11 protein-coding genes are annotated in these 19,190 nt (G+C 73.5%); 6 read left to right on the top strand and 5 right to left on the bottom strand.

The genetic code is table 11. The features are described from left to right. The first annotated feature begins 40 nt into the window (after window positions 1–40). Window positions 41–1,012, top strand: coding sequence for a UDP-glucose 4-epimerase GalE (gene galE, locus ACFVFQ_RS32145; RefSeq protein WP_383422838.1), 972 nt, complete (start codon window positions 41–43; stop codon window positions 1,010–1,012). A gap of 74 nt (window positions 1,013–1,086) precedes the next feature. Here galE and ACFVFQ_RS32150 read toward each other — a convergent pair whose 3' ends face one another. Both ACFVFQ_RS32150 and ACFVFQ_RS32155 read right to left on the bottom strand, forming a co-directional pair. Then, window positions 1,087–2,205: an alpha/beta hydrolase gene (locus tag ACFVFQ_RS32150; protein WP_383422840.1), complete on the bottom strand. Its 1,119-nt coding sequence runs from the start codon at window positions 2,203–2,205 to the stop codon at window positions 1,087–1,089. A gap of 199 nt (window positions 2,206–2,404) precedes the next feature. Next, window positions 2,405–4,318: a glycosyltransferase family 2 protein gene (locus ACFVFQ_RS32155; RefSeq protein WP_383422842.1), complete on the bottom strand. Its 1,914-nt coding sequence runs from the start codon at window positions 4,316–4,318 to the stop codon at window positions 2,405–2,407. A gap of 145 nt (window positions 4,319–4,463) precedes the next feature. Here ACFVFQ_RS32155 and ACFVFQ_RS32160 point away from each other — a divergent pair, with 145 nt between their 5' ends. The 3 genes from ACFVFQ_RS32160 to ACFVFQ_RS32170 all read left to right on the top strand — a co-directional run bounded on the left by ACFVFQ_RS32160 (window position 4,464) and on the right by ACFVFQ_RS32170 (window position 8,660). Beyond that, window positions 4,464–7,160, top strand: coding sequence for a YfhO family protein (locus tag ACFVFQ_RS32160; RefSeq protein WP_383422844.1), 2,697 nt, complete (start codon window positions 4,464–4,466; stop codon window positions 7,158–7,160). A gap of 61 nt (window positions 7,161–7,221) precedes the next feature. Then, window positions 7,222–8,214, top strand: coding sequence for a glycosyltransferase family 2 protein (locus ACFVFQ_RS32165; RefSeq protein ID WP_383422846.1), 993 nt, complete (start codon window positions 7,222–7,224; stop codon window positions 8,212–8,214). After that, on the top strand, window positions 8,214–8,660 hold the full coding sequence (locus ACFVFQ_RS32170; RefSeq protein ID WP_383422848.1) for a GtrA family protein: 447 nt from the start codon (window positions 8,214–8,216) through the stop codon (window positions 8,658–8,660). The genes ACFVFQ_RS32165 and ACFVFQ_RS32170 overlap by 1 nt, the downstream gene beginning before the upstream one ends. Here the strand turns inward: ACFVFQ_RS32170 and ACFVFQ_RS32175 are convergent. Continuing rightward, window positions 8,621–10,789 (bottom strand): PIG-L family deacetylase, encoded by a 2,169-nt coding sequence (locus ACFVFQ_RS32175; RefSeq protein WP_383422850.1) that lies wholly within the window; start codon window positions 10,787–10,789, stop codon window positions 8,621–8,623. The genes ACFVFQ_RS32170 and ACFVFQ_RS32175 overlap by 40 nt on opposite strands. A gap of 159 nt (window positions 10,790–10,948) precedes the next feature. Beyond that, window positions 10,949–11,584, bottom strand: coding sequence for a TetR/AcrR family transcriptional regulator (locus ACFVFQ_RS32180; RefSeq protein ID WP_383422852.1), 636 nt, complete (start codon window positions 11,582–11,584; stop codon window positions 10,949–10,951). Between the two features lie 158 nt (window positions 11,585–11,742). Here ACFVFQ_RS32180 and ACFVFQ_RS32185 point away from each other — a divergent pair, with 158 nt between their 5' ends. Then, entirely contained in the window at window positions 11,743–12,672 is a 930-nt protein-coding gene (locus ACFVFQ_RS32185; RefSeq protein WP_383422854.1) for an ABC transporter permease, read from the top strand. A gap of 4 nt (window positions 12,673–12,676) precedes the next feature. Further along, window positions 12,677–13,480, top strand: coding sequence for an ABC transporter ATP-binding protein (locus tag ACFVFQ_RS32190; RefSeq protein ID WP_383422893.1), 804 nt, complete (start codon window positions 12,677–12,679; stop codon window positions 13,478–13,480). A gap of 361 nt (window positions 13,481–13,841) precedes the next feature. Here the strand turns inward: ACFVFQ_RS32190 and ACFVFQ_RS32195 are convergent, their stop codons facing one another. Further along, window positions 13,842–18,800, bottom strand: a complete 4,959-nt coding sequence (locus ACFVFQ_RS32195; RefSeq protein ID WP_383422855.1) for an NAD-glutamate dehydrogenase — start codon at window positions 18,798–18,800, stop codon at window positions 13,842–13,844. Between the last annotated feature and the right edge of the window lie 390 nt (window positions 18,801–19,190).

Raw genomic sequence — 19,190 nt, forward strand, 5'->3', positions numbered from 1 at the left:
GGCACCCCTGTCCCTCTGTTCCCAGCCTAGGATTGGCGCTATGTCTTACCTGATCACGGGTGGTGCCGGTTACATCGGCTCCCATGTCGTAAGGGCCCTGCGGCAGGCCGGCGAGTCGGTTGTCGTCCTCGACGATCTGACGACGGGCGTCCGCGCCCGGGTCCCCGAGGACGTGCCCCTGATCGTCGGCTCGACGCTCGACCGCGCGCTGCTGGACGCCACGATCGCCGAGCACGGCATCACCGACGTCGTCCACCTGGCCGCGAAGAAGCAGGTCGGCGAGTCCGTTGAGCTGCCGCTGCACTACTACCGCGAGAACGTCCACGGCCTGCAGACGCTCCTGGAGGCGATGGCCGCCGGTGGCGTGCCGCGCCTGGTGTTCTCCTCCTCCGCCGCCGTCTACGGCATGCCGGACGTGGACCTGGTCACCGAGGACACGCCCTGCGTGCCGATCAACCCGTACGGCGAGACCAAGCTGGTCGGCGAGTGGATGGCGCGCGCGGTCGGCAAGGCCCACGGCATCTCCACCGCCTGCCTGCGGTACTTCAACGTCGCCGGCGCGGCCGCCCCGGAGCTGGCCGACACCGGGGTCTTCAACATCGTCCCGATGGTCTTCGAGCGGCTCACGCAGGGCGCCGCGCCGCGCATCTTCGGCGACGACTACGACACCCCCGACGGCACCTGCATCCGCGACTACATCCACGTCGCGGACCTCGCCGACGCCCATGTCGCGGCCGCCCGGGCGCTGGCCGAGCCGGGCCCGGTGCGGGATCTGACGCTCAACATCGGCCGGGGCGAGGGCGTTTCGGTCCGCGAGATGGTGGACCTGATCGCCGAGGTCACCGGGTACCAGGGCGTGGTGCCCGAGGTCACCCCGCGGCGGGCCGGCGACCCGGCCCGCGTGGTGGCGGCCGCCGACCGGATCACCAAGGAGCTGGGCTGGCAGGCCCGGCACGACGTCCGCGCCATGATCACCTCGGCGTGGGCCGGCTGGCAGCATCACCACGCCTGAGACCCGCCGGGGCTGACGCCCTCCCTGCCTGCGAAACCGCCCGCCCCGTCTTCCGGGGGCGGGCGGTTTCGTCGTTACGCGGCCGGGCCGGCGGTGTTGCCCGTCGGGCGCGGTCGCCAGGGGCGGACGAAGTCGTGCAGGGCCCGTCGCGCGGCGGGGGCGAGCATCGGGTCGTTGGTCGGGGTCCCGGCGGGGTGCAGGACGTGGTCGATGCCGGGCAGGACCCGCAGCCCGGGTCCGGTGGTGCCGGCCGCGGCCAGGGCGGCGCGCAGCGGCGGCGTGGTGGAGCATGGCACCTGGGTGTCCGCCGTGCCGCAGGTGACCAGGGTGCGGGTGCCGGGCGCGACGCCGCGGGCGACGGACGGCGGGTAGAGGGCGTCGTCGCTGCGGACGAAGTCCGCGTTGACCGGTCCGAACACGCCGCCCAGGAGGGTGGCGAGGGCGGGCAGCAGCCCGGAGGTGTCGACCGGGCGCCCGGCGCGGAAGTCGGCGATGGCCCTGGCGACGCCGGCCTTGTTCAACGTCGCCTGCGCCGGCGTGAGTTGGCCGGCGGCGACCTGCCGGTCCAGGCCGTCCGCCAGTTGGAAGCCCAGCATGTCCAGCAGGCGCAGGTCCTGCGGGGCGAGGAGCGCGAGGCCGGCGGGCTTGGCCGGCACCGCGCGGTCGACGAGCAGCGCCTGGAGCCCGCCCTCGCTGTGCCCGACGACGAGCAGGGCGCGCGGATCGGCCTCCGGTTGGGCGCGCAGGGTGCGGTAGGCGGCCACCGCCTGGCGGGTGTAGGCGGCCATGTCGGGGGCGCGGTGCCGGCCGCCCAGGCCGGTCTTCCCGGTGCCGTACTTGTCGAACCGCAGGCTCATCACGCCGTCCTGGCCGAGCGCGTCCGCGAGCAGGGACAGGGTGTGCGGGGTGAGGGCTGGCGGCTGGTCGCCGTTGCGGTCGCTCGGTCCGCTGCCGGGGATCAGCAGCGCCGCGGCCAGCTTGCGGCCGGATCGGTGGGCGGGGATGTGCACCGTGCCGTAGGCGGTGGTGCCGTCCGCGGTGAACTGGATCTCGCGGTCCACGGCGGGCACCAGGGCGGCGGCCCGCGGGGCGGCGGACGCGGCGGGTGCGCTTAATGCCGGGCCGGCGACGACGGCGGCCGCCGCGGCGAGCGCGGCGAGCGTCCTGCCGCGCCGAGGAGTGCGTGAACGCATGGATTCCCCCTGGGAGTTGAGGCGGTGAGCCGAGACGTGCTCGCGCCGACCGCTCCAGGCGATTGTTCTATCTGTTATAGAACAACTAACTGTCGTGCGGCTATCGGGAGAGCGCCAAGATCGCGCCAAACCGCGCGGCACACGCAACGGCCGGGCCGCTCCGCCTCGTTCGGCGGGGCGGCCCGGCCACCTCCGGTCGTCAGCGGCGCGCGCCCGGCACCGTGAGGGTCAACGGGCCGCCTCCGTCGGCGACTTGGACCGGGAGTTCGCGGCGGAGGGCGCCGGCGGTGAGGCGGAGGGCGACCCGCCAGGTGCCCGGGGGGCCGCCGCGCAGCCGGGCGTGGGCGCGGTAGCGGTCGCCGGCGGCGCGCTCGACGGTGGTGCGCAGGGCCACGGTGCGGGTGGCGTCCCGCAGCACGAACTGGAGGGTGGCGTCGACGGGACAGCCGGGGAGGGTGAGGCCGGCGGCGACGGTGGTGCGGCCGGTGCGGGTGCGGGCGGCGGTGCCGTGCAGGTCGGCGCCGAGCGGGCGGCGGGCGCCGTCGTGGTCCAGGTCGAGGTGGAGGTGGCCGTGCGGGGAGGAGAGGAACAGGGCGGCGACGGTGGGGCCTTGGGGGCCGTGGCTGATGACGCGGGGGGCGGTGTCGGTGACCGGGCCGCCGCCCTCGGGGACGAGCCAGACCTCGCGGCGGACGGCGGGGGCCGGGGCGTCGGTGTCCGGGGTGCCGTGCGCGGTGATCCCCAGCTTCAGCGCCCAGACGCCGTCCGCCAGGGGGGCGCCGCCGGCCGCGGTGGCCGGGTCGAGGGCGGCGTGCCAGGTGTCGCCGTCGGGGCCGTAGGTGGCGGGGATGCGGTGGTGGGCGCCGCTGCGGTGCAGGACGAGGTCGACGGCGTCGGCGCCGACGGTGCGCAGGGTGGCGGTGCCGCGGAGGTGGAGGACGCCGCCGATCCACTGGACGCCGTCGAGGCACTGGTGGACCGCGATCCGGTCGGTGAGGTCGAAGAGGGCGTCCGGAAGCGGGTGGTCCGGGTCGCGGAAGTGCGGGTAGGCGGCGTAGGCGCGGCCGTCGTCGAGGCGGGGCGGGCCCGGGGTGCGGTCGGGGCCGGCGTCGGCGGCGACGACGGCGTCCAGTTCGGCGTCGAGGCCGGCGCGCAGGCAGTGGGCGCGCAGCCGCAGGCCGGGCGGGAGGGCGGCGAGCACCCGGTCGGTGAGGTAGGCGTCAACGAGGGGGCGGGCGGCCTCGCGCATGGCGCGCCGGCCGGCTTCGTCCCGGGCGAGGTAGGGGGCCGCGAACGGCATGAGTATCTCGCCGTGGAAGTGGCGGACCAGGAGTCTGTCGCGGTCCGGTCCCGGCGGGACCTCGGCGGCGAGGTCGGCCAGGACGGTGCCGATGTAGGCGAGATAGGCGGGCCAGTCCACGTCCTGGCGGGAGGCGTTGCTGTCGTCGTCCCGGCCGTACAGGTAGTAGCAGTCGTAGTCGGCGACGACGGAGACGACCTCGGCGCGCAGCAGGGCGGTGATGCCGAAGGGGAGGTCCTCGGCGAGCAGCCGGCCCTCGACGAAGCGCAGCCCGTGGCGCTCGACGAAGGAGCGGCGGAAGAGCTTGTAGGCGGCCAGGGTCCAGTAGACCGGCGAGTCGTAGATCGAGACGCGGGGGCTGGTGGTGCGCAGGTCGACGGGGGCGCCGCGGCCGCCGGCGCCGACGATGCGGCCGTAGACGACGTCGGAGCCGTGCTCCTCGGCCATCGCGACCAGGCGCTCCAGGGCCTCGGGGCCGAGGTGGTCGTCGGAGTCGAGGAAGAAGACGTAGTCGCCGGTGGCGTGGTCCAGGCCGACGTTGCGGGGCTTGCCGGCGCCGCCGGAGGGCGGCTGGTGGAGGACGGTGAGGTGGGGGTGGGCGGCGGCGGCCTCGTCCAGCCAGGCGCCGCTGCCGTCGGTGGAGCCGTCGTCGACGGCGATGATCTCGATGCGGTGCCGGTCGAGGGTCTGGGCGAAGACCGAGCCGAGGCTGCGGTCGAGGTAGCGGTGGGTGTTGTGGACCGGCACGATCACGGTGACGGTCGGCGCTGCGGGGCGCTGGTCACCGTCGTCGACGGCGGGGTTCTGGGGCACGGGAAGCGTGGCCTCCGTTCCTTTCTGCGGGTCCTCGCCCTACCCCGCCCCCTCCGAGGTAAAACGGACCAACGAGACATCAAGGCCATATAACTCGTTCGCTGCCTGTCTGTGCGCGGCTGCGCGCCGACCTGGAAGGAGCGCGGTGAGCCCGACACCTTCCGCACCCCAAGAGGGGGTCCGGACCCGGGAGGTTGCCCGGACCCCACCCGGCGCGACGCGCGCCACACCCGCGGCCCGGGCCCGACGCCTGGCCGCCCCCGGCCTCGCGGCACTGCTGTCCATGGGGGCGTACTGCCTGGCCCTGGCCGCCTACGGCGGCTATCCGTTCGGGCCGCGCTCCCGTGCCGTCAACGACCTGGGCAACCAATTCGTGCCCTTCCACGCCCGGTTGTGGGACCTGCTGCACGGCACCGCCCACGGCGACCTGTTCTTCAACTGGGGCAGCGGCTACGGCGTGCCCTTCCTGGCGGACTTCGTCACGTATCTGCTGAACCCCCTCTCGCTGCTGGTGGGCCTCTTCCCGCGGGCGCTGGTGGACCTGCCGGTGTTCCTGGTGACGCTGGGGAGCATCGGGCTGGGCGCGGCGCTGATGACCGTCCTGCTGGGGCGGCTGCGGCCCGGGCCCGGCGCGCTGCGGGCGCTGCTGGGCCTCGGGTACGGGCTGTGCGGCTGGGTGGTGAACGACGGGCACGCCGACCCGATGTGGATGTGGGGGCTGGTCTCGCTGCCGCTGCTGGGGATCGCCGCGGACTGGTGCCTGCGGCGGGTGCACTGGGTCGCCGGGACGCTGCTGGTGGCGCTCGCCTGGGCCGGGAACTTCTACACGGCGGCGATGGCCACCCTGGCGACCGGGCTGGTGCTGTCGGTACGGCTGCTGGTCGGGGAGGGCACACCCGAAGGGCGTGGGCGCGTAGCGCCCTCTTCTGGGGGTGGAGGTCGGGCGACGGGCGGGCAGGTGGTGGGCCGGGCGGCAGCGATGGTGGCGGTCGGGATCGCGCTGGTCGCGCCGGTGCTCACCGTGACGTTCCGGGCCAGCCGGGCCGCACAGCCGCCGCCGGAGGCGGTGTACAGGGGCGCGCCGCCGCTGCTGGACCAGGTGGCGCGGCTGCTCTCGGGCGGGCACGGCGGGGCGCCGGCGCCGAACGTCTTCGTCGGGGTGCCGGCGCTGCTGCTGGTGGCCGCCTTCCCGTTCGTGCGGGCGGTGCCGGCCCGGGCCCGGATCGGCTGGTCGCTGCTGGCGCTGGGCATCGGCGCCTCGTTCGTGTGGAAGCCGACGATCCTGCTGTGGCACGGCCTGGCGCTGCCCAACGGGAGCCCGTACCGGGCCGGGTTCGCGCTCGGCGGGGTGCTGGTGATGATCGCCTGGCTGGCGCTGGCGGCCCGCCCGCGGGGGCGGGAGCTGGCCGCGGGGGCGGCGCTGGTCGCGGCGCTGCTGGTGTGCTGCCGGGACCGCGGGGTGATGGGCTCGGCGGCCTGGGTCGTGGTGGTCGGCGTCGGGGCGGTGGTACTGGCGGCGCTGCCGGCGTGGGCCCGCCTCGCCCGGCGGCCCCGGGCCCGGGCGGTGGTCACCGCGGCACTGCTGTGCGCCGGCACCCTCGGCGCGGCGTACACGGCGTTCACGGTGACCGTCGAGCGGTCCCACATCCCCTGGTTCCAGCCGAAGTTGACGCTCTCCCCGGGGGCGCTGGCGGCCCGCCGGGGGCTGACCGCCCGCGACGACTGGCCGCGCTCCCGCACGGACCCGGGCCCGCACGAGTTCGCCGACAACGACCCGCTGCTGCTCGGCGGCGAGGGCGGCGCCTACTACAGCAGCTACGTCCCCGCGGCGACCGCCCGGACGCTGCACGGGCTGGGCGCCGGCTGGTACATCCGAGGGCGGCACACGCTCAGCTTCGAGGACCCGGTGGGGCGGGCGCTGCTGGCGGTGCGCAGCGCCCAGGTGCCACCGGTGCCGGGCGGGCCACGCGGCGCGTACGTCGTCGAGCGGGGCCGGCCGGCGCCGCTGCTGACCGTGCGGCGCGGCCCGCTGCCGGCGCCGGCCAGCGCCCCGGACACCGTCTTCGCCCGCCAGGAACGGGTGTTGGGCGCCCGCGTCTACGAGGTGCCGCGCCTGACCCCCGGCCCGGGCCCGGCCCCCCAGCGGGCCCCGGGCGGCTGGCTACTGCCGGACCAGCCCCTGCCCGCCGCGGGCGCCGGCGCGGTGACCGCGCCGAGCACCGGGACCGCCTTCACCGCGCACTGCACCCCGGGCAGCCTGGCGCTCTGGTACGCACCGTGGTTCACCGGGGAGGTCACCGGGCCGGACGGACCGACCCGGGCGGTGGGCCGCTGGGACGTCACCGCCAATCCGCTGCGGCGACTGGGCACCGTGCCGGCCGACGGGGTGGTCACGGTGCACTTCGCCGGGCCCGGCCGCCCGTACGTGCCCGAGCGGGCCGTCGGCTGTCTCGCCCCGGGCCGGCTGGCCGCGGCGGTGCGGTCCCTGGAGGGGCCGACCAGGCTCACCGCGGGCGGCCACGACCTGACGGCGACGCTGCGCCCGGGGGCCGCCGGGACCGCGGTGCTCGCCCTGCCGGCGGTGCCCGGATGGAGCTGTTCGGTGGACGGCGGGCCGGCTCGCTCCCCCGGGACGCTCGGCGGGCTGATGGCCGTCCCGCTGCGCGCCGGCGCGACCCGGCTGAGCTGCGGCTACGCCCCGCCGGGGCTGACGGCGGGGCTGGCGGCGAGCGGGGCCGGGGCGCTGGCGCTGGCCGCGGTGGCCGGAGTCGGGGCGACCCGCCGCGGCCGCCCCTTCCTCCACACCGCCCGCCCGAATAGTGCGTTTCGCCCTCATTTGTAAAACTGCCTTTCAGGGGACGGCCGCCTCAGCCGCCCCCTGTCCCCGGCGAAAAGGCCCGCCCATGAAGCTCTCCATCGTCGTCCCCTGCTACAACGAAGAAGCCGTGATAGGCCGCTTCGACGAAGAGCTGCGCGCGGTGCTGAACGGCCTCGCCGTCGAGTACGAGCTGTGTTACGTGGACGACGGCAGCCTGGACGGGACCCTGCCCCGGTTGCGCGCCCTCGCCCACCAACACCGCGGCACCACCCGCTACCTCTCCTTCAGTCGCAACTTCGGCAAGGAACCGGCGATGTTGGCCGGCCTCAGGGCGGCCACCGGCGACGCGGTGATCATCATGGACGCCGACCTCCAGCACCCGCCGGAGCTGATCGAGAAGATGCTCGACCTCTACCAGCTCGGCCACGACCAGGTCATCGCCCGCCGCAGCCGGGACGGCGACCGGCACCTGCGCACCGTCCTCAGCCGGCTCTACTACCGCGCCGTCAACACCTGGATCGACGTCGAACTGGTCGACGGCGCGGGCGACTTCCGGCTGCTGTCCCGCAAGGCGGTGGACGCGCTGCTCTCGCTGCCCGAGTACAACCGCTTCTCCAAGGGGCTGTTCTCCTGGATCGGCTTCGACACCGTCAGCTTCGACTACCGCAACGCCGCCCGGGGGGCCGGCGAGACCAAGTGGCGCTTCGGCTCCCTGGTCAACTACGGCATCGACGGGATGATCTCCTTCAACTGCCGCCCGCTGCGCGCCGCCCTCTACGCCGGCCTCGGCCTGGCCTTACTCGCCGCGCTCTACGCCCTGTGGGTCGTCGGCGCGGCCCTCGTCGGCGGGGTCACCGCGCCCGGCTACGTCACGCTGGTGGCCATCGTCGTCGGGCTGGGCGGCGTGCAGATGGTGATGCTCGGGCTGATCGGCGAGTACATCGGGCGGATCTACTACGAGACCAAGCGGCGGCCGCACTTCCTGGTCAAGGAGAGCGACGGCGCCGCGCCCGCCCCCGCCCCGGTGCACGCGCCGACCCCGTCGGGAACCGCCGCCGCCGGCCCGCGGCCCCGGTGATGCGCGGCCCGGCCGCGGCCCTCCCCTGGGGCCAGGTGGTCCGGTTCACGGCCGTCGGCGTCGTCAACACCGGGACGTTCTACGCCTGTTACCTGCCGCTGCACCGGCTGCTGCCGTACTTCGCCGCCTACACCGCCGGGTTCGTCCTCAGCCTGGTCGGCTCGTTCTTCCTCAACACCTACTTCACCTACCGCACCCGCCCCACCTGGAAGAAGTTCCTGCTCTTCCCGCTGACCCAGGTCACCAACTACGCGGTGCAGAGCGCCGGTCTGGTGGCGCTGGTGAGCTGGCTGGGGATGGACAGCGTGGCGGCGCCGCTGGCCGCGGCGCTGCTGGCGCTGCCGGTCACCTTCGTGGTCTCCCGGCGGATCCTGCGGCCCCCGGCCCGGCGGCGCGCCGCGGCCGGTCAGCCCGAGCCGCCGGTGCGCTCCGGCGATCCGGCCTGAGCCCGCCAGCCCCGGAACGGCGCGGTCTGCCCGGCCCTGCCCTGCCGGGCCGCGTACAGCCGGCCGTCGTTGCCGAGCGCGACCAACACCGCCCGGCCGGCCGCGTCGTGCGCCACCCCGGCCGCCGCCGAGTGCGGCAGCCGGCAGCGCTGCCAGGGCTTGGGCCCCGCCTGGGCCATCGCCACCCGGACGTCCCCGGCGTCGTCCCGGGCGGCCAGCACCATCCGGTCGGCGCCGCCGGCCGGCGCCAGCGCCACCCGCCCGAAGCCGCCGGCCCGTTCGCACTGCCCGGAGACCCGCCAGGTGCCGAGCGCCCGCTGCCGCTCCGCGAGCAGCACCCGCGCGGTCCCCGACTGCCGGTAGGCGATCCGCACCAGCCCGCCGGCCAACGGGACGATGCTGATCGGCCCGCCCGGCTCCGGCAGCCCGGTCGTCGCGCCCGGCCGGGGCACGGCCCCCGGCTCCTTGGACACCCAGTGCTGCACCGTCCGGACGCTGGGCGCGACCAGGTGGACCAGCCCGTCGGAGTCCACGCAGGCGTCGATGCCGTCCACGATCTGCGGGGACGCCGTGAGGGTGCCGACGCCGGCCGGCCCCTCCAGCCGGTCCCACGGCGACCACTGCCCGCCGTGCGGCCCGCTGCGGTGGCCGATCCCGCCGTCCCAGGTCCGCACGAAGAGGTGCACGGTGCCGTCCGGGGCCGCCACCGCGGCCGGGAAGCCGATCTCCAGCGACCGGACCGGGGCCGGGTCCGGCGAGCCCAGCGACTCCCACGGGCCGAAGGTCGGCACCCCGTCCCGCCCGGTCCCGGTCTGCCGCGCCGCGACCAGTTCGCGGCGGTGCTCGGTGTCCGGCCCCGGCAGGATCGTCCGGGAGGCGAAGAGTTGCAGGGCTCCGTCCGGGTGCCGCACCACGTGCAACTGGCCCTGGAGCAGCTCCCCGCCGATCCGCACCGGGGCGCCGAACCGCCCGCTGCCCGGCCGGGTCTCCGCCCAGCCGTACGCGGCGCCGGCGAGCACCGCGAAGGCGGTCAGCCGCCCGTCCCGGGCCGGCCGCACCCAGGAGTTGGAGCCGGGGGCGCGCAGCCGGGTGCTGCGGGTCCAGCTGCGTGGGCTGCCGCCCAGCGCCGTGCCGCCGACCTTGCGGTCGCCGCAGCCGGCCGGGTCGGCGCAGCGCCGGTGGTCGGCCCAGCCGTAGATGTTCAGCGTCCCGGCCTTGCGGCGGACCGTGGAGGGGTCCAAGTCGCCGGGCAGCACGCCGAGTTCGTAGCCGAGGTAGCTCTCCACGACGGTGGGGACGGGGCGGCCGCGGCCCCAGTAGCGGGCCAGCGCGGCCTGGGTGAAGTGGGCGGAGGCGGTGTGGTCCTGGTGGTCGAAGTAGCGCAGGCCGGCCAACCGGGGGTCGGGGGGCGGCAGCGGCTTCTTGTCGGAGTGCACCGCGTTGGGGTCCAGGGTGCGCACGACGGTGGGCCGGACCCAGTCCAGGACCGCGACCAGGGTGTCGGTCACCTCCTCGCGGCGGTAACGGAACTGCCGTTGGACCGGGCTGCCCTCGGGGCGCAGCGTCGGCAGCGCGTCGACCACGCCGAGCCAGAGGCCGCGCAGGCTGGTGGCGCGCGGCTGGTAGACCGCGCGGGCCTCGACCAGCTCCACGAAGACCAACTGGTGCTGCGGGGCGGCCCGTAGGGTCTGCACCTCCACCTGGAAGCCGGGCAGCAGGGTGCGGGCCTCGGCGTCCCAGACGCTCCCCGGGTCGCCGGTGGCCATCTTGGCGTGCGCGGCGAGCAGCCCGTTGGTCCGGGCCCGGGCGAACGCCGACCGGTCGGGGACCACGTGGTCGTGCAGGGCGGTGTGGTTGGGCGCGTTCCGGCCGTCGGACTCGCCGCCGGTCAGACAGACCGTGACGGTCCGGGCGCCGCTGCGGATGGCCTGCTCCAGCCCCGGGTTCATGAAGAACAGCCCGTCGTCGGGGTGCGCGATGACGTGCAGGAACACCTGCTCGTCCGGCTCCTCGGCGGACTCCTGCTCGCGGGCCGGCGCAGGCGGGCGACTCGCGTCGGGCGAGAGCCAGGCCCACACCCCGGTGCCCGCGGTGCCCGCGAGGACGACACCGCCGGTGGCCTGAAGCAACCGGCGGCGAGAAATCGACGGTCCTGACGGTCCTGGCCGGGGCACGTGACCAGTATTTGCGGGCGACGACGATCCCGCGCTACCGAAATGCCCCTGTTTGCCGGTCTTTTCTCCGGACCACCCGGCCGTCGAGGCTCCCCCGGCGCCGCCCCCGCTCCGCTACTCCGCGCCCAGCGCCGCCGTCACCGAGCCGGCCAGCGCGTCGAGGTACCCCGCGGGCAGCTCGTCGCGGGTCACCAGCAGCCGCCAGTACAGCGGCCCGGTCAGCAGGTCGAGCGCCAGCCGGGAATCCACGTCCGTGGACAGCTCGCCGCGCTCCACCGCCCGCGCCACCACCGCCGCCGCGACGCCCTCCTGACTGTCGTGCAGCGCGGTCTTCAGCGCCGCGGCCAACTCCGGGCTGCGCGCCGCCTCGGCCAGCAGGTCCGGGATGATCTGCGAGGCCATCGGGTGCCGCAGCGCCCGCGCCGCGACCTCCAGCAGCATCCGCACATCGCCGCGCAGCGCCCCGGTGTCCGGGGCCGGCAGCCCGGCCATCGCCACCGCCGACACCACGTCCAGGACCAGGTGCAGCTTGGAGCGCCAGCGCCGGTAGACGGCGGTCTTGCCCACGCCGGCCCGGCGGGCGATGCCCTCGATCGACATCCGGGCGAAGCCGACCGCGGCCAGCTCCTCGAAGACCGCCGCGCGGATCGCGGCCGTCTTGTCCTCCCGCAGCACGGCGGCGCCCGCCGGGGCCCGACGCGCCCCGGTCACCGCCGGGCCTGACGCACTCTCGGTGCCGTTCTTTGCCATGCCTTGATCCTAGCGGTACGACGCAACGGTTGCGTTTCGACGTGCACCCGCCCTACTGTCGACGTCACGACGATACGGACCCGTTCCATCGTCGCACCGGACTCTGACGCCCGCGTGACCGGACTCTGACGTCCCCGTACGAAAGCGAAAGCGCCCCCATGCCCCAGACCCTCGCGCCCCCGGCCCCCGCCCGGCCGGCCGGCCCCGACGCCGCCCCCGACCCGGAGCTGCGCGCCCTGGCCGAGCGCCACGGCCTCACCGTGAGCGGCGCCCGCCCCTCGCTGCCGGAATACACCCGGCAGCTCTGGCACCGGCGGCACTTCATCACCTCGTTCGCCACCGCCAAGCTCACCGCGATGTACACCACCGCCAAGCTCGGCCAGCTCTGGCAGGTGATCACCCCGCTGCTCAACGCCGGCGTCTACTACTTGATCTTCGGCGTGCTGATCGGCACCAAGAAGGGCGTCCCGGACTACATCCCCTACCTGGTCACCGGCGTCTTCGTCTTCACCTTCCTGCAGAACTCGGTGATGGCCGGCACCCGGGCGATCTCCGGCAACCTCGGCCTGGTGCGCGCCCTGCACTTCCCCCGCGCCTGCCTACCGATCTCCTTCTGCCTGGCCCAGCTCCAGCAACTGCTGTACTCCATGGCCGTGTTGCTGGTCATCCTGCTGGCCTTCGGGCAGGTGCCGACCGGGTCCTGGCTCCTGGTCTTCCCGGCCCTGACGCTCCAGTTCATCTTCAACACCGGCCTGGCGATGATCATGGCCCGGCTCGGCTCGCGCACCCCGGACCTGGCGCAGCTGATGCCCTTCATCATGCGGACGTGGATGTACGCGTCCGGCGTGATGTTCAGCATCAGCCTCATCGTCAAGGGCAAGCACCTCCCGCAGTTCGTGGTGGTGCTGCTGAACGGCAACCCCGCCGCGGTCTACATCGACCTGATGCGCTTCGCCCTGATCGACAGCTTCACCAAGCACCAACTGCCGCCGCACGTCTGGGCGTTCGCGGCCGGCTGGGCGCTGCTGGCCGGGGTCGCCGGCTATGTGTACTTCTGGAAGGCGGAGGAGCGGTACGGACGTGGCTGACTTCATGACCAACCCCGACGACGCGGCCCGGCCCACGGTGCCGGACGAGCACCGCGCCCCGACCGTGATCGCCGACGACCTGCACATCGTCTACCGGGTCTACGGCACCGGCGCCGGCAAGGGCAGCGCCACCGCGGCGCTCAACCGCATCATCCGCCGCGGCCCCTCCACCAGCGTGCGCGAGGTGCACGCCGTCAAGGGCGTCTCCTTCACCGCCCACAAGGGCGAGTCGATCGGCCTGATCGGCTCCAACGGCTCCGGCAAGTCCACCCTGCTCCAGGCGATCGCCGGGCTGCTGCCCGCCGAGCGCGGCAAGGTCTACACCCACGGCCAGCCCTCGCTGCTGGGCGTCAACGCGGCCCTGATGAACGACCTGACGGGCGAGAAGAACGTCATCCTCGGCGGCCTGGCCATGGGCATGTCCCGCGAACAGGTCCACGAGCGCTACGACGACATCGTCGACTTCTCCGGCATCAACGAGAAGGGCGACTTCATCTCCCTGCCGATGCGCACCTACTCGTCCGGTATGGCGGCCCGGCTGCGGTTCTCCATCGCGGCCGCCAAGGACCACGACGTGCTGCTCATCGACGAGGCGCTGGCCACCGGCGACCGGGCCTTCCAGAAGCGCTCCGAGGCCCGCATCCGCGAACTGCGCGAGGAGGCCGGCACGGTCTTCCTCGTCAGCCACAACAACAACTCGATCCGCGACACCTGCGACCGCGTCCTGTGGCTGGAAAAGGGCATCCTGCGGATGGACGGCCCCACCGAAGAAGTCCTGGCGGCCTACGAGGACTTCACGGGGGCGTAACCACAACGCTCCGCCCGAGCCGGCGCCATGTTCGGGCCGGTCGGCGCTACGTCCACCCCGGCCTGGCGCCGTATCCAGCCGGCCTGGCCCCATATCCAGCCCGGCCTGACGCCAAATCCAACCCAGCCTGGCACCAGATCCAGCCCGACCTGGCGCCGCATCCAGTCCGGCCTGGCGCCAAATCCAGCCCGTCCGGCGTTTGAGGACGAGCGCAGCGATACCCCGGCCCGCACGGGCCCACCTCCCGCGCCCCCACACGCCGCCACAGCCACAAAAACAAGCGCCGGACAGGCATCAACAGCCCGTCCGGCGCTTGCGGACAACGGGGGCCGGCGCCGCCAGGGGCGCCACCCCACCCGCCTCAGCTATGCGTCCGCAGCAACGTCCGCATCGTCCGCATGGCCACCGACAGATTCGCCAGATCGAAGCCCTCGGACCCGTGGATCTCCTCCAGCGTGGCCCGGGCCCGCGTCAGGATCGCCATGTTGGCCTCCTCCCACGCCTTGAACCGCTCCTCCGGCGTCGCCGAGCCGTTGCCCACGGCCAGCACGTCCGAGGTGAGCGCGGCGTGCGCGGCGAAGAGGTCCTCGCGGATCGAGGCCCGGGCCATCGACTGCCAGCGGTCGTTCCGCGGCAACTCCAGGATCCGGTCCAGCAGTTGGTTGATCCGCAGCCGGTCACCGAGGTCGTAGTAGACCTCCGCGACGGCCAGCGGCTCCTTGCCGGTGCGGTCCGCGATGGCGACGATGTCCAGCGCCGGGAAGACCGAGGAGAAGCCGGAGACCTGGACGGCCAGCGGCTCGGGCACCCCGGCGTCGGTCAGCTCCTCCAGGATCGTCTGGTACCACTCCAGGTCGCCGCCCTGGAGCAGCTTCGGCAGCTCGGCCCAGACCTGCGCCACCCGCTCCGCGAAGAAGTCGATCGTCCCGGACAGCTCCAGCGGCTGGCGGCGGTTGTTGAGCAGCCAGCGGGTGCCGCGCTCGACCAACCGGCGCGAGTGCAGCCGGATCCGGGTCTGCACGTCGGCGGCGACCACGTTGTCCAACGCCTCGACGTCGTCCCAGACCTGGCCCAGGCGGAAGATCGCGCGGGCCGCGGTGTGCGCCCGGACGACCTCCTCCAGCGACGCCCCGGTCTCCTCCCGCATCCGGTGCAGGAAGCTGGTCCCGCCGGTGTTGACGGTGTCGTTGACCAGCACCGTGGTGACGATCTCGCGGCGCAGCGCGTGCCCGTCGACCTGGCCGGTGAAGTCCTCCCGCAGCGCGGTGGGGAAGTAGGCGTGCAGCAGGTGCTGGAGGTAGGGGTCGTCCGGCAGCCCGGTCTGGATCAGCGCGTCGGCGACGGTGATCTTGGTGTAGGCGAGCAGGACCGCGGTCTCCGGCTGGGTCAGGCCGCGCCCGGCGCTGAGCCGCTCGCGGATCTGCCGGTCGGTGGGCAGGAACTCCAGCGCCCGGTCCAGATGCCCGTCGCGCACCAGGCGGCGCATGAAGCGCTGCTGGGCGTGGAGCATGCTGGAGGACTGGGCGATGGCCAGCGCCAGCGCGGTGTTCTGCGCGTAGTTGTTGCGCAGCACCAGCGCGCCGACCTCGTCGGTCATCTGCGCCAGCAGCTTGTTGCGCTGCTTGACCGTCATGTCGCCGTCGGAGACGACGGAGTTGAGCAGGATCTTGATGTTCACCTCGTGGTCGGAGGTGTCCACGCCGGCGCTGTTGTCGATCGCGTCGGTGTTGATCTTCCCGCCGGCGGCGGCGAACTCGATCCGGCCGAGCTGGGTCAGGCCCAGGTTGCCGCCCTCGCCGACGACCTTGACCCGCAGGTCCTCGCCGTTGACCCGGATCGCGTCGTTGGACTTGTCGCCCACGTCGGCCTGCGACTCCGTCGACGCCTTCACATACGTGCCGATGCCGCCGTTCCACAGGAGGTCGACCGGGGCCTTGAGGATGGCCTGCATCAGGTCGGCCGGCGTCATCTTCTTCACGCCGGGCTCGATGCCGAGGGCCGCCCGCACCTGGGCGTTGATCGGGATGGACTTGGCCGACCGCGGGTGGATCCCGCCGCCCTGCGAGAGCAGTTCGGTGTTGTAGTCCGCCCACGAGGAGCGCGGCAGCTCGAACAGCCGGCGGCGCTCGGCGTAGGAGGTCGCCGCGTCGGGCTTGGGGTCGAGGAAGATGTGCCGGTGGTCGAAGGCGGCCACCAGCCGGATGTGCTCGCTGAGCAGCATGCCGTTGCCGAAGACGTCGCCGGACATGTCGCCGACGCCGACGACGGTGAAGTCCTGGGTCTGGGTGTCGTGGCCCAGCTCCCGGAAGTGCCGCTTGACCGACTCCCAGGCGCCGCGGGCGGTGATGCCCATGCCCTTGTGGTCGTAGCCGGCGCTGCCGCCGGAGGCGAACGCGTCGCCCAGCCAGAAGCCGTAGGACTCGGCGACCTCGTTGGCGATGTCGGAGAACGTCGCGGTGCCCTTGTCGGCGGCGACCACCAGGTAGGTGTCGTCCTCGTCGTGCCGGACGATGTCCTTGGGCGGGACGACCTGGCCGCCGACGAGGTTGTCGGTGATGTCCAACAGGCCGGAGATGAAGGTCTTGTAGCTGGCGATGCCCTCGGCCAGCCACGCGTCCCGGTCCTGCGCCGGGTCCGGCAGCTGCTTGCCGACGAAGCCGCCCTTGGCGCCGACCGGCACGATGACGGTGTTCTTCACCATCTGCGCCTTGACCAGGCCGAGGATCTCGGTGCGGAAGTCCTCCCGCCGGTCCGACCAGCGCAGACCGCCGCGCGCGACCTTGCCGAACCGCAGGTGGACGCCCTCGACGCGGGGCGAGTACACCCAGATCTCGTACGCCGGGCGGGGCGCCGGCAGGTCGGGGATGGCCTGCGGGTCCAGCTTCATGGACAGGTACGGGCGCCAGTTGCCCGCGCTGTCCTTCTGGTAGTGGTTGGTGCGCAGGGTCGCCTTGATGACGGTGAGGAAGGCGCGCAGGATGCGGTCCTCGTCCAGGGAGGCGACCTGGTCCAGGGCGCCGTCCAGCTCCTCCAGCAGCCCGTCGATCAGCTCGGTGCCGGCGCTCTGCCGCTCCGGCGACATCCGCGCCTCGAAGAGCGAGACCAACAGCCGGGTGGTGTGGACGTTGTTGGAGAGGGTGTCCTCCATGTACGTCTGGCTGAAGGTCGAGCCGGCCTGCCGCAGGTACTTGGCGTAGGCGCGGAGCACCATCGCCTGGCGCCAGTCGAGGCCGGCGCGGAGCACCAGCTTGTTGAAGTTGTCGCTCTCCGCGGCGCCCGTCCACACCGCGGTGAACGCGTCCTGGAAGCGCTCGCGGGCGTCGTCCCCCGTGACGTGCTCGGGCATCCGCAGACCGAAGTCGTAGATCCAGGCGAGAGTGGCGTCGGCGCGGCGCAGCTCGTGCGGGCGCTCGTCGACGACCTCGACGCCCAGGCGGTTCAGGCCCGGCAGCACCTTCGACAGCGAGACCGGCTCGCCGCGGCGGTAGATCTTGAACCGGCGCTCGCCGGGCGCGGCGTTGACCGGCTCGTAGAGGCTGACCGAGAAGTCCCGGCCGGGCTCCCCGGTGAGCTTCTCCAGGTGCGTGAGGTCGGCGACCGCGGCGCGCGGGCTGTTGTCGGCCTTGTAGCCCTCGGGGAAGGCGTGCGCGTAGCGGCGCAGCAGCTCGGCGGCGCGCTCCTCGCCGACCTCGGCGGTCAGCGCCTCGGCGAAGCCGTCGGCCCAGGAGCGGGCGGCCTCCACCAGGCGGGCCTCGATGCGGTCCACGTCCGCGTCGGTGAGCTCGGGCAGGCGGGTGCCCGGCTCGACGCGGATGAGGAAGTGCAGCCGGGAGAGGACCGATTCGGTGTTCCAGGCGGTGAAGTCGACGCTGGTGCCGCCCAGTTCCTCCTTGAGGATGTCGATCAGCCGCAGCCGGACGGCGGTGGTGTAGCGGTCCCGCGGGAGGTAGACGAGGGCGGAGTAGTAGCGGCCGTACTCGTCCTGGCGGAGGTAGAGCCGCAGCCGGCGGCGCTCTTGGAGGTAGAGCACGCTGGTGGCGATGGTCCGCAGCTGGTCCGGCGGGGTCTGGAACAGCTCGTCGCGCGGGTAGGTCTCCAGGATCTGGAGCAGGTCGCGGCCGTCGTGGCTGTTCGGGCTGAAGCCGGCGCCCTGCAGGACCTCGGCGACCTTGCGGCGGATCACCGGCACCCGGCGGACGGACTCGGTGTACGCCGCCGAGGAGAACAGACCCAGGAAGCGCCGCTCCCCGGTGACGTTGCCCTCCTTGTCGAACTTCTTCACGCCGACGTAGTCGAGGTAGGAGGGGCGGTGCACGGTGGCGCGGCTGTTGGCCTTGGTGAGGATCAGCAGCTTGTGCTCGCGGGCCTTGGAACGGGCGTCCGCGGGCAGCCGGTTGAAGGACGGCGAGACCGGGTGGCCGGCGTCGCTCTCCCGGTGCGCGGGGTCGGAGCGCAGGATGCCGAGGCCGGTGCCGGGCACGGCGGACAGGACGTCCTCGTCGTCGCCGTCGTCGCCGGGGGCGGTGGCCAGCTCGTACTCGCGGTAGCCGAGGAAGGTGAAGTGGTCGTCGGAGAGCCAGCGCAGCAGCTCCCGGGCCTCCTCGACGTCCTCGGCGCGGATGTCGTCGGCGATCGGCTCGTCGGGCAGTTCCTCGGCGATCCGCAGCGACGCGGAGCGCATCTTGTCCCAGTCCTCGACCGCCTCGCGGACGTCGGAGAGCACCCGCAGCAGATCCGCGGTGATCTGCTTGAGGTCCTCCCTGTCGGTCTCGCGGTCGATCTCGACGTGGATCCAGGACTCGACGACCGCGTCGTGCGGCAACTCGGTGGCCTTGGCACGGCCGTTGGGGCCGTGGATCTCGCTGCCCGCGTCGAGGACCTCGATCAGCTTGCCGGCAACGTCCCGGCGGACGGTCAGCTGCGGGTGGATCACGACATGGATGCCGCGCCCCTGCCGCGAGAGCTCGTTGGTGACCGAGTCGACCAGGAACGGCATGTCGTCGGTGATCACCTCGACGACGGAGTGGCTGCACGTCCAGCCGTTCTCCTCGACGGTCGGGGTGTGCACCCGCACATTCGCAGTGCCCTGCGGCCGGTGCTCGGCGAGGCGGTAGTGGGAGAGCGCGGCGCCGAAAACGTCGACCGGATCGCGGTCTGCGAGGTCCTCGGGGGCGGTGTGCAGGTAGTAGCGCTGGAGGTATCCGGCGAGGGTGTCCGGGTCCAGCCCGCGGACCGGGGTGCCCCCGGCCGGGCTGCTCTCACCTACCCGGGCAGCCCTCGCGAGCAGCTCGTTCTTGGCTTCGTCCAGCTTGGTCTGCATGTCCTCTGGCTCCTGTCGCGCGCCGTTGCGTGACGTTGTGGAAGAAATCCGATGAGGCCGCACAACGCCACCGCGACGCGGGGTGTCCTGTCGCTGTCGACGCTATGCCGCGATGGGGAAAGGCCGCGCCGTCGTCGACGAGTTTTGACGAAGTCGACATGGATTGGCGGCCGCAACGATCAGCGGTCGCCCGGTCACGGTGGTGTCCCGGGCGCACGGCGGGGGCCTTGCCACCCCCGCGGGCTATCGCGCTGATCACGGTGCAAGGCTATCGCTCCCGGCAAGTGGCCGGTTATGCGCCGTGCACGTAAAACCACACCTCTAACTTAGCCCTTCTGGACAACGGACCGCCGGGGTGTCGTATGCCTAGCCGCCGCCCGGACTCCGCGC

The sequence above is a fragment of the Streptomyces sp. NPDC057743 genome (assembly GCF_042798755.1).
Lineage (GTDB): Bacteria > Actinomycetota > Actinomycetes > Streptomycetales > Streptomycetaceae > Streptomyces.

Excerpts from the sequence above, each read along its gene's own strand:
- galE (WP_383422838.1), top strand. The coding sequence starts at position 41 with ATGTCTTACCTGATCACGGGTGGTGCCGGTTACATCGGCTCCCATGTC.
- ACFVFQ_RS32150 (WP_383422840.1), bottom strand. The coding sequence starts at position 2,205 with ATGCGTTCACGCACTCCTCGGCGCGGCAGGACGCTCGCCGCGCTCGCC.
- ACFVFQ_RS32165 (WP_383422846.1), top strand. The coding sequence starts at position 7,222 with ATGAAGCTCTCCATCGTCGTCCCCTGCTACAACGAAGAAGCCGTGATA.
- ACFVFQ_RS32170 (WP_383422848.1), top strand. The coding sequence starts at position 8,214 with ATGCGCGGCCCGGCCGCGGCCCTCCCCTGGGGCCAGGTGGTCCGGTTC.
- ACFVFQ_RS32180 (WP_383422852.1), bottom strand. The coding sequence starts at position 11,584 with ATGGCAAAGAACGGCACCGAGAGTGCGTCAGGCCCGGCGGTGACCGGG.
- ACFVFQ_RS32185 (WP_383422854.1), top strand. The coding sequence starts at position 11,743 with ATGCCCCAGACCCTCGCGCCCCCGGCCCCCGCCCGGCCGGCCGGCCCC.
- ACFVFQ_RS32190 (WP_383422893.1), top strand. The coding sequence starts at position 12,677 with ATGACCAACCCCGACGACGCGGCCCGGCCCACGGTGCCGGACGAGCAC.
- ACFVFQ_RS32195 (WP_383422855.1), bottom strand. The coding sequence starts at position 18,800 with ATGCAGACCAAGCTGGACGAAGCCAAGAACGAGCTGCTCGCGAGGGCT.